A 13958-nucleotide genomic window follows, 5' to 3' on the forward strand; every position below is an offset into this window, starting at 1 on the left:
CATGGCAGATTACCAGGATAAAAAAGTGGTCATCATCGGTCTGGGGCTAACCGGACTGTCGTGCGTGGACTTTTTCATGGCGCGTGGCGTGACGCCGCGCGTAATGGACACCCGCGCCGCGCCGCCCGGACTGGATAAGCTGCCGGAAGGCGTTGAAAGCCATGTGGGCAGCCTGAATGACGACTGGCTGCTGGCCGCCGATCTGATTGTTGCCAGCCCTGGTATTGCGCTCGCGCATCCTTCGCTCAGCGCGGCCGCTGAGGCGGGCGTTGAGATTGTCGGTGACATTGAGCTGTTTTGCCGTGAAGCACAGGCTCCGGTTATTGCGATTACCGGCTCAAACGGTAAAAGCACCGTCACGACGCTGGTTGGTGAGATGGCCAAAGCGGCAGGTGTGAATGTTGGCGTTGGCGGCAATATTGGTCTGCCCGCGCTGATGCTGTTGGATCCGGCGCGTGAACTGTACGTTCTGGAGCTTTCCAGCTTCCAACTGGAGACCACCTCCAGCCTGAAAGCGGCGGCAGCGACGATCCTTAACGTGACGGAAGATCATATGGATCGCTATCCGTTTGGCCTGCAACAGTATCGTGCGGCAAAGCTGAAGGTTTATGAAAACGCCACCGTCTGCGTAGTGAACGCTGATGATGCGCTGACCATGCCGGTGCGTGGTGCCGATGCGCGCTGCGTCAGCTTTGGCGTGGATGTCGGCGATTATCATCTTAACCGTCAGCAGGGCGAAACCTGGCTGCGTGCGAAGGGTGAGAAAGTGCTGAACGTGGCCGAAATGAAACTGACCGGTCAGCATAACTATACCAACGCGCTGGCGGCGCTGGCGCTGGCGGATGCCGTGAATCTGCCGCGCGCCAGCAGCCTGAAAGCGCTGACTACCTTTAGCGGTCTGGCGCATCGTTTCGAAACGGTACTGGTGCATAACGGCGTGCGCTGGATCAATGATTCTAAAGCGACCAACGTCGGCAGCACGGAGGCCGCGCTTAACGGGCTTCAGGTCGATGGCACGCTGCATCTGCTGCTGGGCGGCGACGGAAAATCAGCGGATTTTTCTTCCCTGAAACGCTATCTCGTCGGCGATAACATCCGCCTGTGGTGTTTTGGACGCGACGGTGCGGAGCTGGCGGAATTGCGTGCGGAAATTGCTGAGCAAACCGAGACGATGGAAGAGGCGATGCGTCTTATCGCCACGCGTGTGCAGCCCGGCGACATGGTATTGCTGTCTCCCGCGTGCGCCAGCCTGGATCAGTTTAAAAATTTTGAGCAACGGGGCGAAATCTTTGCCCGTCTGGCGAAGGAGCTTGGTTAATGCGTTTATCCCTCCCACGCCTGAGAATGCCGCGCCTGCCCGGATTTAGCATCCTGGCATGGCTATTCACGGCAATGAAAGGCTGGGTCATGGCGTCGCGTCAGAAAGATGCGGACAGCCTGATTATGTACGACCGCACGCTGCTCTGGCTGACATTGGGCCTTGCAGCGATTGGTTTTGTAATGGTGACATCAGCCTCAATGCCGGTGGGGCAGCGTCTGGCGGACGATCCCTTCCTGTTTGCTAAACGCTATGCGCTGTATCTGTTTCTGGCTTTTTGCCTGGCGATGATCACCCTGCGGCTATCGATGGATTTTTGGCAGCGTTACAGTACATCACTGCTGATTGCCTCCATCATTATGCTGCTGATTGTTCTGGTGGTCGGCAGCTCTGTTAACGGCGCATCGCGCTGGATTGCCTTTGGACCGCTGCGCATACAGCCTGCGGAATTTACCAAGCTGGCGCTGTTTTGTTACATCGCTAACTACCTGGTGCGTAAAGCAGACGAAGTGCGTAATAACCTGCGCGGCTTCTTAAAACCGATGGGCGTGATTTTTGTGCTGGCGATCCTGCTCCTGGCGCAGCCGGACCTTGGTACGGTAGTAGTGCTGTTCGTGACCACCCTGGCGATGCTGTTCCTTGCGGGAGCAAAACTGTGGCAGTTTATCGCCATCATCGGGATGGGTATTTCAGCGGTGGTGCTGCTGATCCTTGCAGAACCCTATCGTATTCGCCGCGTGACCTCTTTCTGGAATCCCTGGGAAGATCCGTTTGGCAGTGGCTACCAGTTAACCCAATCGCTGATGGCATTTGGCCGCGGTGAATTATGGGGACAGGGGCTGGGGAACTCGGTACAGAAGCTGGAATATCTGCCGGAAGCCCACACTGACTTTATCTTTGCGATTATCGGTGAGGAACTGGGTTATATCGGTGTGGTACTGGCGCTGTTGATGGTATTCTTCGTCGCTTTTCGCGCGATGTCGATTGGCCGTAAGGCGCTGGAAATTAACCAGCGTTTCTCAGGCTTTCTGGCCTGTTCAATCGGCGTCTGGTTTAGCTTCCAGGCATTAGTTAACGTCGGCGCGGCAGCGGGCATGCTGCCGACCAAAGGGCTGACGTTGCCATTAATCAGTTACGGTGGGTCGAGCCTGTTAATTATGTCGACGGCTATCATGATGTTATTGCGCATAGATTATGAAACGCGTCTGGAAAAAGCCCAGGCGTTCACACGAGGTCAACGATGAGCGGTCAGGGTAAGCGGTTGATGGTAATGGCGGGCGGTACCGGCGGACACGTGTTCCCGGGGCTGGCGGTCGCCCATCATCTGATGGAGCAGGGCTGGCAGGTGCGCTGGCTGGGAACCGCCGATCGTATGGAAGCGGACCTGGTACCAAAAAACGGCATTGAGATCGACTTTATTCAGATCACAGGGCTGCGCGGTAAAGGCATTAAAGCGCAATTGTTAGCTCCGCTGCGCATTTATCACGCCTGGCGTCAGGCGCGGGCGATTATGAAACGTTTTCAGCCGAACGTGGTGCTGGGCATGGGCGGTTATGTCTCCGGTCCGGGCGGACTGGCGGCGTGGTCGCTGGGCATTCCGGTGGTATTGCATGAGCAAAACGGCATTGCGGGTCTGACCAATAAATGGCTGGCGAAAATTGCTAAAAAAGTCATGCAGGCGTTCCCCGGCGCATTCCCCCATGCGGATGTGGTCGGCAACCCGGTCAGAACCGATGTGCTGGCGCTACCGCTGCCGCAGACGCGGCTGGCCGGGCGTGATGGCCCGGTGCGGGTGCTGGTGATCGGCGGATCGCAGGGCGCACGGGTGTTAAACCAGACGCTGCCGGAAGTCGCGGCAAAACTGGGTGATAAAGTCACACTCTGGCATCAGAGTGGAAAAGGCGCGCAGCAAACCGTCGAGCAGGCGTATATCGCCGCAGGCCAGCCGCAGCATAAAGTGACCGAGTTTATTGACGATATGGCTGCCGCTTACGCCTGGGCTGATGTGGTGGTATGCCGCTCCGGCGCGCTGACGGTGAGTGAAATCGCTGCCGCCGGTTTACCGGCGCTATTCGTACCGTTTCAGCATAAAGATCGCCAGCAGTACTGGAATGCGCTGCCGCTGGAAAAAGCGGGCGCGGCAAAAATTCTTGAGCAGCCACAATTTACCGTGGAGGCCATCGTTGCAACGCTGGCAGGTTGGGACAGGGAAACCCTGTTAAAAATGGCAGAACGCGCGCGCGCGGCCTCCATTCCTGATGCGACGGAACGTGTCGCAAATGAAGTGAGCCTGGCAGCCCGGGCCTGACTGTGGTGGTGCCGTTTGCACCGCATGAATATTTGAAGTGATGGCGTTAAAGAATGAATACACAACAACTGGCTAAACTGCGTTCAATTGTGCCCGAGATGCGTCGCGTCCGGCACATTCACTTTGTCGGCATCGGCGGTGCTGGCATGGGTGGTATTGCCGAAGTTCTGGCCAACGAAGGCTACCAGATTAGCGGTTCTGACCTGGCACCGAACCCGGTCACGCAGCAGTTAGCGTCGCTTGGGGCGACCATTTATTTCAACCATCGCCCGGAAAACGTGCTTGATGCGAGTGTGGTGGTGGTCTCTACCGCCATTTCTGCCGATAACCCGGAAATCGTTGCCGCGCATGAAGCGCGCATCCCGGTTATCCGTCGCGCAGAAATGCTGGCTGAACTGATGCGTTTTCGTCACGGCATCGCCATCGCCGGTACGCACGGCAAAACCACGACGACGGCTATGGTCGCCAGTATTTATGCTGAAGCCGGCCTGGATCCGACATTTGTTAATGGTGGTCTGGTAAAAGCCGCTGGTGTGCATGCTCGTCTGGGCCATAGCCGCTATCTGATCGCCGAAGCCGATGAGAGCGACGCGTCGTTCCTGCATTTACAGCCGATGGTTTCTATCGTGACCAATATCGAAGCTGACCATATGGATACTTATCAGGGCGACTTCGAAAACCTGAAGCAGACGTTTATTAATTTCCTGCACAACCTGCCTTTCTACGGCCGTGCGGTGATGTGCGTTGACGATCCGGTGATCCGTGAACTGCTGCCGCGCGTTGGCCGCCAGACGACGACCTACGGCTTCAGTGATGACGCAGACGTTCGCATTGAGAATTACGAACAAAACGGTCCGCAGGGCCACTTTACCTTATTGCGTCAGGACAAACCCGAGCTGCAGGTGACCCTGAATGCGCCAGGCCGCCATAACGCCCTGAATGCGGCAGCGGCGGTCGCGGTCGCCACAGAAGAAGGCATTGAAGACGATGCGATCCTGCGCGCGCTGGAAAGTTTCCAGGGCACCGGCCGTCGCTTTGATTTCCTCGGTGAATATCCGCTGGAAGAGGTCAACGGTAAGCAAGGCACCGCCATGCTTATTGATGACTACGGCCATCATCCGACCGAGGTCGACGCGACCATTAAAGCCGCGCGAGCAGGCTGGCCGGACAAAAATCTGGTCATGCTATTCCAGCCGCACCGCTTCACGCGTACCCGCGATCTTTACGATGATTTCGCCAGGGTATTGACACAAGTCGATGCACTGTTGATGCTGGAAGTCTATCCGGCCGGCGAAGCACCGATCCCTGGCGCGGACAGCCGCTCTTTATGTCGTACTATCCGTGGACGTGGCAAGGTCGATCCGATTCTGGTTTCCGATCCGGCGCAGGTCGCTGAAATGTTGGCACCGGTACTCACCGGCAACGATCTGATTCTGGTTCAGGGCGCGGGGAATATAGGTAAAATCGCGCGTAACTTATCGGAAATCAAACTGAAGTCGCAAACCCAGGAGGAAGAGCGCCATGGCTGATAAGATAGCCGTCCTGCTCGGCGGTACCTCCGCAGAGCGTGACGTTTCACTCAATTCCGGCGCTGCGGTGCTGGCAGGTTTACGTGAAGCTGGCGTTGATGCCTGGCCTGTAGACCCGCGTGAAACGGACATCACCCATCTCAAAGATATGGGGTTTCAGAAAGTATTTATAGCCTTGCACGGACGTGGGGGAGAGGATGGAACGATACAGGGATTACTGGAACTTTCAGATCTGCCCTATACCGGTAGTGGCGTAATGGCGTCTGCTATCTCCATGGATAAACTGCGCAGCAAACTGCTCTGGCAGGGTGCCGGTTTACCTGTTGCTCCATGGGTGGCCTTAACCCGCAAAACGTTCACTGACGGGCTTTCTTCTGACGTGCAGCAGCGCATTGCCGACCTCGGGCTTCCGCTTATTGTTAAGCCCAGCCGGGAAGGGTCCAGCGTTGGCATGTCAAAAGTAACAGAAGCTGACACTTTACATGCTGCGTTAACGCTGGCTTTTCAGCATGATGAAGAAGTTTTAATCGAAAAATGGCTCAGCGGGCCAGAATTTACCGTCGCGATGCTCGGTGAAGAAATTTTACCGTCAATTCGCATTCAACCTGCTGGAACCTTCTATGATTATGAGGCGAAGTATCTCTCTGATGAGACGAAGTATTTTTGCCCAAGCGGTCTGGAAGCAGAGCGTGAGACACAATTACAGTCTCTGGTAGTGAATGCATGGAATGTTCTCGGCTGTCGCGGCTGGGGAAGAATTGACGTCATGCTGGACAGCGATGGCCAGTTTTATCTGCTGGAAGCGAATACCTCTCCGGGTATGACCAATCACAGCCTGGTGCCCATGGCGGCGCGTCAGGCCGGGATGAGCTTCTCGCAGTTGGTCGTACGAATTTTGGACCTGGCGGGTTGATATGTCGCAGGCTGCGCTGAACACGCGAAACCGCGAAGAGGAAGCGGCTTCTTCTTCCCGGCGAAATAATGGAACGCGTCTGGCGGGAATTATTTTCCTGCTGGCGGTGTTATGTACCGTGTTAATAAGCGGCTGGATGATATTGGGCTGGATGGATGATGCGCAGCGTTTACCGCTCTCCAAACTGGTGGTAACCGGCGATCGTCACTACACCCGTAATGATGATATTCGGCAATCTATTCTGGCACTTGGCGCACCGGGCACGTTTATGACTCAGGATGTCAATATTATCCAGAGCCAGATTGAACGTCTTCCGTGGATTAAACAGGCGAGCGTCAGAAAGCAATGGCCGGACGAATTAAAGATTCATCTGGTTGAATATGTGCCGATAGCACGATGGAATGATCAGCATATGGTCGATGCTGATGGTAATTCTTTCAGCGTACCTTCAGATCGCACCAGCAACGTAAACTTGCCGATGCTCTCAGGTCCTGAAGGAAGTGAAAACGAAGTACTGCAAGGCTATCGCGATATGGGGAAGGTGCTGGCAAAGGACAAGTTCACGTTAAAAATGGCGGCAATGACCGCGCGCCGTTCCTGGCAATTAACGCTTAATAATGATATCAGGCTTAATCTGGGACGCGGTGATACGATGAAACGTCTGGAGCGCTTTATAGAACTGTATCCAGTTTTACAACAGCAAGCGCAGACCGAAGGCAAACGGATTAGCTACGTTGATTTGCGCTATGACTCGGGCGCGGCAGTCGGTTGGGTACCGGCACCGGCTGAGGAACCTAATCAACAACAGAATCAGGCACAGGCAGAGCAACAATGATCAAGGCGACGGACAGAAAACTGGTAGTTGGACTGGAGATTGGCACCGCAAAGGTGGCTGCTTTAGTAGGGGAGGTTCTGCCCGACGGTATGGTCAATATCATTGGCGTGGGCAGTTGCCCGTCGCGTGGTATGGATAAAGGTGGGGTAAACGATCTTGAATCGGTAGTAAAATGCGTACAACGCGCTATCGATCAGGCTGAATTAATGGCTGACTGCCAAATATCCTCGGTTTATCTGGCGCTTTCAGGTAAACATATTAGTTGTCAGAATGAAATTGGCATGGTGCCCATTTCAGAAGAAGAAGTGACGCAGGAAGACGTGGAAAACGTCGTGCATACGGCGAAATCGGTTCGCGTGCGAGATGAACACCGCGTACTGCATGTTATTCCTCAGGAATATGCCATTGATTACCAGGAAGGTATTAAAAATCCGGTGGGTTTATCAGGCGTGCGCATGCAGGCAAAAGTGCACCTGATCACCTGCCACAACGATATGGCGAAAAATATTGTCAAAGCCGTTGAACGTTGTGGTTTAAAAGTTGACCAACTGATTTTTGCCGGGCTGGCGTCCAGTTATTCCGTATTGACTGAAGACGAACGTGAGCTGGGTGTCTGTGTGGTTGACATCGGTGGTGGTACAATGGACATCGCCGTCTATACAGGCGGAGCGCTGCGTCACACGAAAGTGATCCCGTATGCGGGGAATGTTGTGACCAGCGATATCGCTTATGCCTTCGGTACGCCACCGAGCGATGCCGAAGCCATTAAAGTTCGTCACGGCTGTGCGTTTGGCTCTATCGTCGGTAAAGACGAGAGCGTGGAGGTCCCAAGCGTAGGTGGACGTCCGCCGCGCAGCCTGCAGCGCCAGACGTTGGCAGAGGTTATCGAACCACGATATAACGAACTGCTAAACCTGGTGAACGAAGAGATTTTGCAATTGCAGGAAATGCTGCGTGAAAAAGGGGTGAAACACCATCTGGCAGCAGGCATTGTATTAACCGGTGGCGCGGCGCAAATTGAAGGCCTGGCGGCCTGCGCGCAACGCGTATTTCACACTCAGGTGCGAATTGGCGCACCGCTGAATATTACCGGATTAACGGATTATGCCCAGGAGCCGTACTATTCCACGGCGGTGGGACTGCTGCACTATGGGAAAGAATCCCACTTAAACGGTGAAGCGGAAGTTGAAAAACGGGTGACGGCATCCGTCAGCTCGTGGATTAAACGGCTGAATAGTTGGCTACGAAAAGAGTTTTGATTTTTTTAAGAGAACGCAGAAAATTAGCGATCTCAGGCGACAGGCACAACGGAGAGAGAAACTATGTTTGAACCTATGGAACTGACCAACGACGCGGTGATTAAAGTCATCGGCGTCGGTGGCGGCGGCGGCAATGCCGTTGAACACATGGTGCGTGAGCGCATCGAAGGTGTTGAATTCTTCGCGGTCAATACCGACGCTCAGGCGCTGCGTAAAACGGCGGTTGGCCAGACGATTCAGATCGGTGGTGGCATCACCAAAGGTCTGGGCGCTGGGGCTAACCCGGAAGTAGGGCGCAATGCAGCTGACGAAGATCGTGAAGCCCTGCGTGCAGCGCTTGAAGGGGCAGACATGGTCTTTATCGCCGCCGGTATGGGTGGCGGTACAGGTACCGGTGCTGCGCCTGTGGTGGCAGAAGTAGCAAAAGATCTGGGTATTCTGACGGTCGCGGTTGTGACCAAGCCTTTTAACTTTGAAGGCAAGAAGCGCATGGCATTTGCCGAGCAGGGGATCACCGAGCTGTCCAAGCACGTTGACTCGCTGATCACCATCCCGAACGACAAGCTGCTCAAAGTGCTGGGTCGCGGGATTTCGCTTCTCGATGCGTTTGGTGCGGCGAATGACGTGCTGAAAGGCGCGGTTCAGGGTATCGCCGAGCTGATCACCCGTCCGGGCCTGATGAACGTCGACTTTGCGGACGTGCGCACGGTAATGTCCGAAATGGGCTATGCGATGATGGGTTCCGGCGTTGCCAGCGGTGAAGACCGTGCGGAAGAAGCGGCGGAAATGGCTATCTCTTCTCCGCTGCTGGAAGATATCGATCTGTCCGGCGCGCGTGGCGTTCTGGTCAACATCACGGCGGGCTTCGACCTGCGTCTGGATGAGTTTGAAACCGTTGGTAACACCATCCGTGCGTTTGCTTCAGACAATGCGACCGTGGTTATCGGTACTTCTCTGGATCCGGATATGAACGACGAACTGCGCGTTACTGTCGTTGCGACTGGTATTGGCATGGATAAACGTCCTGAAATTACCCTGGTCACTAACAAACAGACGCAGCAGCCGGTACTGGATCGCTATCAGCAGCACGGTATGGCACCGTTGACGCAGGAGCAGAAGCCCGTTGCGAAGGTCGTTAACGACACGACGTCTCAGGCAAAAGAGCCGGATTATTTAGATATTCCTGCCTTTTTGCGTAAACAAGCCGATTAAGAATTGGCTGGAAGTTGGGCATCTTAGCTCTTTGTGCTAAACTGCTCGCCCGAATGTATAGTACACTTCGGTTGGATAGGTAATTTGGCGAGATTATACGATGATCAAACAAAGGACACTTAAACGTATCGTTCAGGCGACTGGCGTCGGTTTACATACCGGCAAGAAAGTCACGCTGACGTTGCGCCCTGCGCCGGCAAATACCGGGGTCATCTATCGTCGCACCGACTTGAATCCACCGGTAGATTTTCCGGCCGATGCCAAATCTGTGCGTGATACCATGCTCTGTACTTGCCTGGTCAATGAGCATGACGTACGGATATCAACGGTAGAGCACCTGAACGCCGCACTGGCTGGCCTGGGTATCGACAACATTGTCATTGAAGTCGATGCACCTGAAGTGCCGATTATGGACGGCAGTGCCGCTCCGTTCGTTTACCTGCTGTTAGACGCAGGCATCGACGAACTGAACTGCGCGAAGAAATTCGTTCGCATCAAAGAGACCGTTCGCGTCGAAGATGGCGACAAATGGGCAGAATTCAAACCGTTTAATGGTTTTTCGCTGGACTTTACCATCGACTTTAACCATCCGGCGATTGATTCCAGCAACCAGCGCTATGCGATGAACTTCTCTGCGGACGCCTTTATGCGTCAGATCAGCCGTGCACGTACTTTCGGTTTCATGCGCGATATCGAATATTTACAGTCTCGTGGCTTATGCCTGGGCGGTAGCTTCGATTGTGCCATCGTTGTTGACGATTATCGTGTATTGAACGATGACGGCCTGCGTTTTGAAGACGAATTTGTTCGTCACAAAATGCTGGATGCTATCGGCGACTTGTTCATGTGTGGCCACAATATTATTGGTGCGTTTACTGCCTATAAGTCCGGCCATGCGCTGAACAACAAACTGCTACAGGCTGTCCTCGCAAAACAGGAAGCCTGGGAGTATGCCACCTTCGAAGACGACGCCGAACTGCCGCTGGCATTCAAAGCGCCTTCTCTGGTTCTGGCATAACGCCCTAAAATTCGACTGGTTAACCTGGCACCCTCTCCGTCCAGGAAGACCAGTCGTTTTTCATTTTTGCTTTCCCGTGACGTTCCCCTTAACCGCCTTTCTGCATTATCCATCGTCTGATTGCCGTTTTCTTAATCTGTTTATCTCTTTTCCAGGCTTTATTACTACTGCCGGGTCAATGCATTAATGGTAATATCATTACAGGATATAAATTGTAGAGCGTCAGGCTCTTGCAGGTTTGACAGAGTGGTGAATTGAGTGAGTGGGTTGCTGACGCGCTGGCGACAGTTAGGCAGACGGTATTTCTGGCCGCATCTCCTGTTGGGGATGGTCGCGGCTGGTTTTGGCCTGCCCGCACTCGGCAACACAGAGCCTGCCGTTCCGGCGAAAGCCGCGGCCAGCAGCCACGATCGTCCTTCAGGCGTTAATTTTACTCACCTGGCACTCCTCGAGGCGAACCGTCGCCCCTCATTTACCGTGGACTACTGGCATCAACACGCCATCCGCACGGTGATCCGCCACCTTTCCTTTGCCATGGCTCCGCAGGTATTGCCGGTTGCCGAGGAACCGCTTTCGCGTAAAGCGGACCACATTGCACTACTTAACACCCTCAGCGCGATGCTGACGCAGGAGAGCAAACCGCCGGTCATTGTCCGTCAGGTTGCCATTGCGTCTTTCGTACCCAAATCCGCCTTTAGCGTCTGTGCATGGATAAGCCAGGCACAGGGTATCCGCGCCGGACCTCAACGCCTTAGCTGAATTATTTTTCCTTCAACTAATTTTTGACTCCGCACAGCGGGGCGTTTGAGATTTTATTATGCTAATCAAATTATTAACTAAAGTTTTCGGTAGTCGTAACGATCGTACCCTGCGCCGTATGCGCAAAGCGGTCAACCTGATTAACAGTATGGAACCGGCAATGGAAAAGCTCTCTGATGAAGAGCTGAAAGCCAAAACCTCAGAGTTCCGCGCGCGCCTGGCAAAAGGCGACACCGTTGAAAGTCTGATCCCGGAAGCCTTTGCCGTGGTGCGTGAAGCAAGTAAGCGCGTATTTGGCATGCGTCACTTTGACGTCCAGTTGCTTGGCGGTATGGTGCTGAACGAGCGCTGCATCGCGGAAATGCGTACCGGTGAAGGTAAAACGCTGACCGCAACGCTGCCAGCTTACCTGAATGCTCTGTCGGGCAAAGGCGTTCACGTGGTTACCGTCAACGACTATCTGGCACAGCGTGACGCCGAAAATAACCGCCCGCTGTTTGAATTCCTCGGCATGACCGTTGGTATCAACATGTCTGGCCTGCCTGCACCAGCAAAGCGTGAAGCTTACGCAGCCGATATCACCTACGGGACCAACAACGAATACGGTTTTGACTATCTGCGCGATAACATGGCGTTTAGCCCGGAAGAGCGCGTTCAGCGTAAACTGCACTACGCGCTGGTGGATGAGGTGGACTCCATCCTGATCGATGAAGCGCGTACACCGCTGATCATCTCCGGTCCGGCGGAAGACAGTTCAGAAATGTACAAGCAGATGAATAAAATCATCCCGCATCTGATCCGTCAGGAAAAAGAAGACTCCGATACCTTCCAGGGCGAAGGCCATTTCTCCGTAGACGAGAAAGCGCGTCAGGTTAACTTAACCGAACGTGGTCTGGTGCTGATTGAAGAACTGCTGGTCAAAGAAGGCATCATGGAAGAGGGCGAATCGCTTTACTCGCCGGGCAACATCATGATGATGCACCACGTGACCGCCGCACTGCGCGCCCATGCCCTGTTTACCCGCGACGTTGACTACATCGTTAAAGATGGCGAAGTCATCATCGTCGACGAACATACCGGTCGTACCATGCAGGGTCGCCGCTGGTCAGATGGTCTGCATCAGGCCGTTGAAGCCAAAGAAGGCGTGGAAATTCAGAACGAAAACCAGACGCTGGCGTCCATTACCTTCCAGAACTACTTCCGTTTGTATGAAAAACTGGCTGGTATGACCGGTACGGCGGATACCGAAGCCTTCGAATTCAGTTCCATCTATAAACTGGATACCGTGGTTGTACCGACTAACCGTCCAATGATCCGTAAGGATATGGCGGATCTGGTGTATATGACCGAAGCGGAAAAAATCCAGGCGATCATTGAAGATATTAAAGAGCGTACCGCAAACGGTCAGCCGGTGCTGGTCGGTACTATCTCAATTGAAAAATCAGAAGTGGTGTCGAATGAGCTGGTGAAAGCCGGCATCAAACATAACGTGCTGAACGCCAAATTCCACGCCAGCGAAGCAGATATCGTCGCGCAGGCGGGTTATCCGGCCGCCGTGACCATTGCTACCAACATGGCAGGTCGTGGTACGGATATCGTGCTGGGCGGCAGCTGGCAGGCAGAAGTCGCTGCGCTGGAAGAACCGACCCCGGAACAGATTGCTCAAATTAAAGCCGACTGGCAGGTTCGTCACGACGCGGTACTGGCCTCCGGCGGCCTGCATATTATCGGTACTGAACGCCATGAATCGCGTCGTATCGATAACCAGCTGCGTGGCCGTTCCGGTCGTCAGGGGGATGCGGGTTCTTCCCGTTTCTACCTGTCGATGGAAGATGCTCTGATGCGTATTTTCGCCTCCGATCGTGTGGCGGGGATGATGCGTAAACTGGGGATGAAACCGGGCGAAGCCATTGAGCACCCGTGGGTTACCAAAGCCATTGCCAACGCTCAGCGTAAAGTCGAAAGCCGTAACTTTGATATTCGTAAACAGCTGCTTGAATATGATGATGTGGCCAACGACCAGCGCCGTGCCATCTACACCCAGCGTAACGAACTGCTGGACGTGTCGGACGTAAGCGAAACCATCAATAGCATCCGTGAAGACGTGTTCAAAGCGACCATCGATAACCATATTCCACCACAGTCGCTGGAAGAAATGTGGGATATCCCTGGTCTGCAGGAAAGGCTGAAGAACGATTTCGATCTCGACCTGCCTATTACTGAGTGGCTGGATAAAGAGCCGGAGCTGCATGAAGAGACGCTGCGTGAGCGTATCCTTGCCAGCGCGATCGAGGTTTATCAGCGTAAAGAAGAGATCGTGGGTGCTGAAATGATGCGCCATTTCGAAAAAGGCGTCATGCTGCAAACCCTCGACTCGCTGTGGAAAGAGCATCTGGCAGCAATGGATTATCTGCGTCAGGGTATCCATCTGCGTGGCTATGCGCAGAAAGATCCGAAGCAGGAATACAAACGCGAATCCTTCTCTATGTTTGCTGCGATGCTGGAATCTCTGAAATATGAAGTGATCAGTACCCTGAGCAAAGTACAGGTGCGCGAGCCGGAAGAAGTGGAAGAGATGGAACAGCAGCGCCGCGAAGAAGCCGAACGTCTGGCGCAGATGCAGCAGCTCAGCCATCAGGACGATCACACCGCAGCGGCTGAAGCCATTGCGGAACAGACCGGCGAACGCAAAGTTGGCCGTAACGATCCGTGCCCGTGCGGTTCCGGTAAAAAATACAAACAGTGCCATGGCCGCCTGAGTTAAGGGCCGGGCTAACCACGGAAGGCGCAGGCGACTGCGCCTTTTT

Annotated in this window: 11 protein-coding genes; all 11 read left to right on the forward strand. The window is 54.3% G+C overall.

Going from position 1 to position 13958, the window contains the following annotated elements; genetic code table 11:
* The first annotated feature begins 1 nt into the window (after position 1).
* Positions 2 to 1318 (forward strand): UDP-N-acetylmuramoyl-L-alanine--D-glutamate ligase, encoded by a 1317-nt coding sequence (murD, locus tag P0H77_RS04580; protein WP_276163771.1) that lies wholly within the window; start codon positions 2 to 4, stop codon positions 1316 to 1318.
* Positions 1318 to 2562, forward strand: coding sequence for a cell division protein FtsW (ftsW, locus tag P0H77_RS04585; protein WP_276163772.1), 1245 nt, complete (start codon positions 1318 to 1320; stop codon positions 2560 to 2562). Before murD ends, ftsW begins: the two co-directional genes overlap by 1 nt.
* Positions 2559 to 3626, forward strand: coding sequence for an undecaprenyldiphospho-muramoylpentapeptide beta-N-acetylglucosaminyltransferase (gene murG / locus P0H77_RS04590; RefSeq protein ID WP_276163773.1), 1068 nt, complete (start codon positions 2559 to 2561; stop codon positions 3624 to 3626). Before ftsW ends, murG begins: the two co-directional genes overlap by 4 nt.
* 53 nt (positions 3627 to 3679) lie before the next feature.
* Positions 3680 to 5155: a UDP-N-acetylmuramate--L-alanine ligase gene (gene murC, locus P0H77_RS04595; RefSeq protein ID WP_276163774.1), complete on the forward strand. Its 1476-nt coding sequence runs from the start codon at positions 3680 to 3682 to the stop codon at positions 5153 to 5155.
* Positions 5148 to 6068 carry a D-alanine--D-alanine ligase gene (locus tag P0H77_RS04600; protein ID WP_276163775.1) on the forward strand — a complete coding sequence of 307 codons (921 nt, stop codon included), beginning with the start codon at positions 5148 to 5150 and terminating at the stop codon, positions 6066 to 6068. Before murC ends, P0H77_RS04600 begins: the two co-directional genes overlap by 8 nt.
* Before the next feature lies 1 nt (position 6069).
* The gene (gene ftsQ / locus P0H77_RS04605) at positions 6070 to 6903 is read left to right on the forward strand and encodes a cell division protein FtsQ (RefSeq protein WP_276163776.1); all 834 of its coding nucleotides are present in this window, start codon (positions 6070 to 6072) and stop codon (positions 6901 to 6903) included.
* Positions 6900 to 8162: a cell division protein FtsA gene (gene ftsA, locus P0H77_RS04610; RefSeq protein ID WP_276163777.1), complete on the forward strand. Its 1263-nt coding sequence runs from the start codon at positions 6900 to 6902 to the stop codon at positions 8160 to 8162. Before ftsQ ends, ftsA begins: the two co-directional genes overlap by 4 nt.
* Before the next feature lie 63 nt (positions 8163 to 8225).
* Positions 8226 to 9374 (forward strand): cell division protein FtsZ, encoded by a 1149-nt coding sequence (gene ftsZ, locus P0H77_RS04615; protein WP_276163778.1) that lies wholly within the window; start codon positions 8226 to 8228, stop codon positions 9372 to 9374.
* A gap of 100 nt (positions 9375 to 9474) precedes the next feature.
* A complete protein-coding gene (gene lpxC, locus P0H77_RS04620) occupies positions 9475 to 10392 on the forward strand; it encodes a UDP-3-O-acyl-N-acetylglucosamine deacetylase (RefSeq protein WP_276163779.1) in 918 nt (305 codons plus the stop codon).
* Between the two features lie 258 nt (positions 10393 to 10650).
* Positions 10651 to 11151, forward strand: a complete 501-nt coding sequence (gene secM / locus P0H77_RS04625) for a secA translation cis-regulator SecM (RefSeq protein WP_276163782.1) — start codon at positions 10651 to 10653, stop codon at positions 11149 to 11151.
* A gap of 58 nt (positions 11152 to 11209) precedes the next feature.
* A complete protein-coding gene (gene secA, locus P0H77_RS04630; RefSeq protein WP_276163783.1) occupies positions 11210 to 13915 on the forward strand; it encodes a preprotein translocase subunit SecA in 2706 nt (901 codons plus the stop codon).
* The last annotated feature ends 43 nt before the right edge of the window (positions 13916 to 13958 follow it).

This window comes from Superficieibacter sp. HKU1 (assembly GCF_029319185.1).
In the GTDB taxonomy this organism is placed as follows: Bacteria; Pseudomonadota; Gammaproteobacteria; order Enterobacterales; family Enterobacteriaceae; genus Superficieibacter.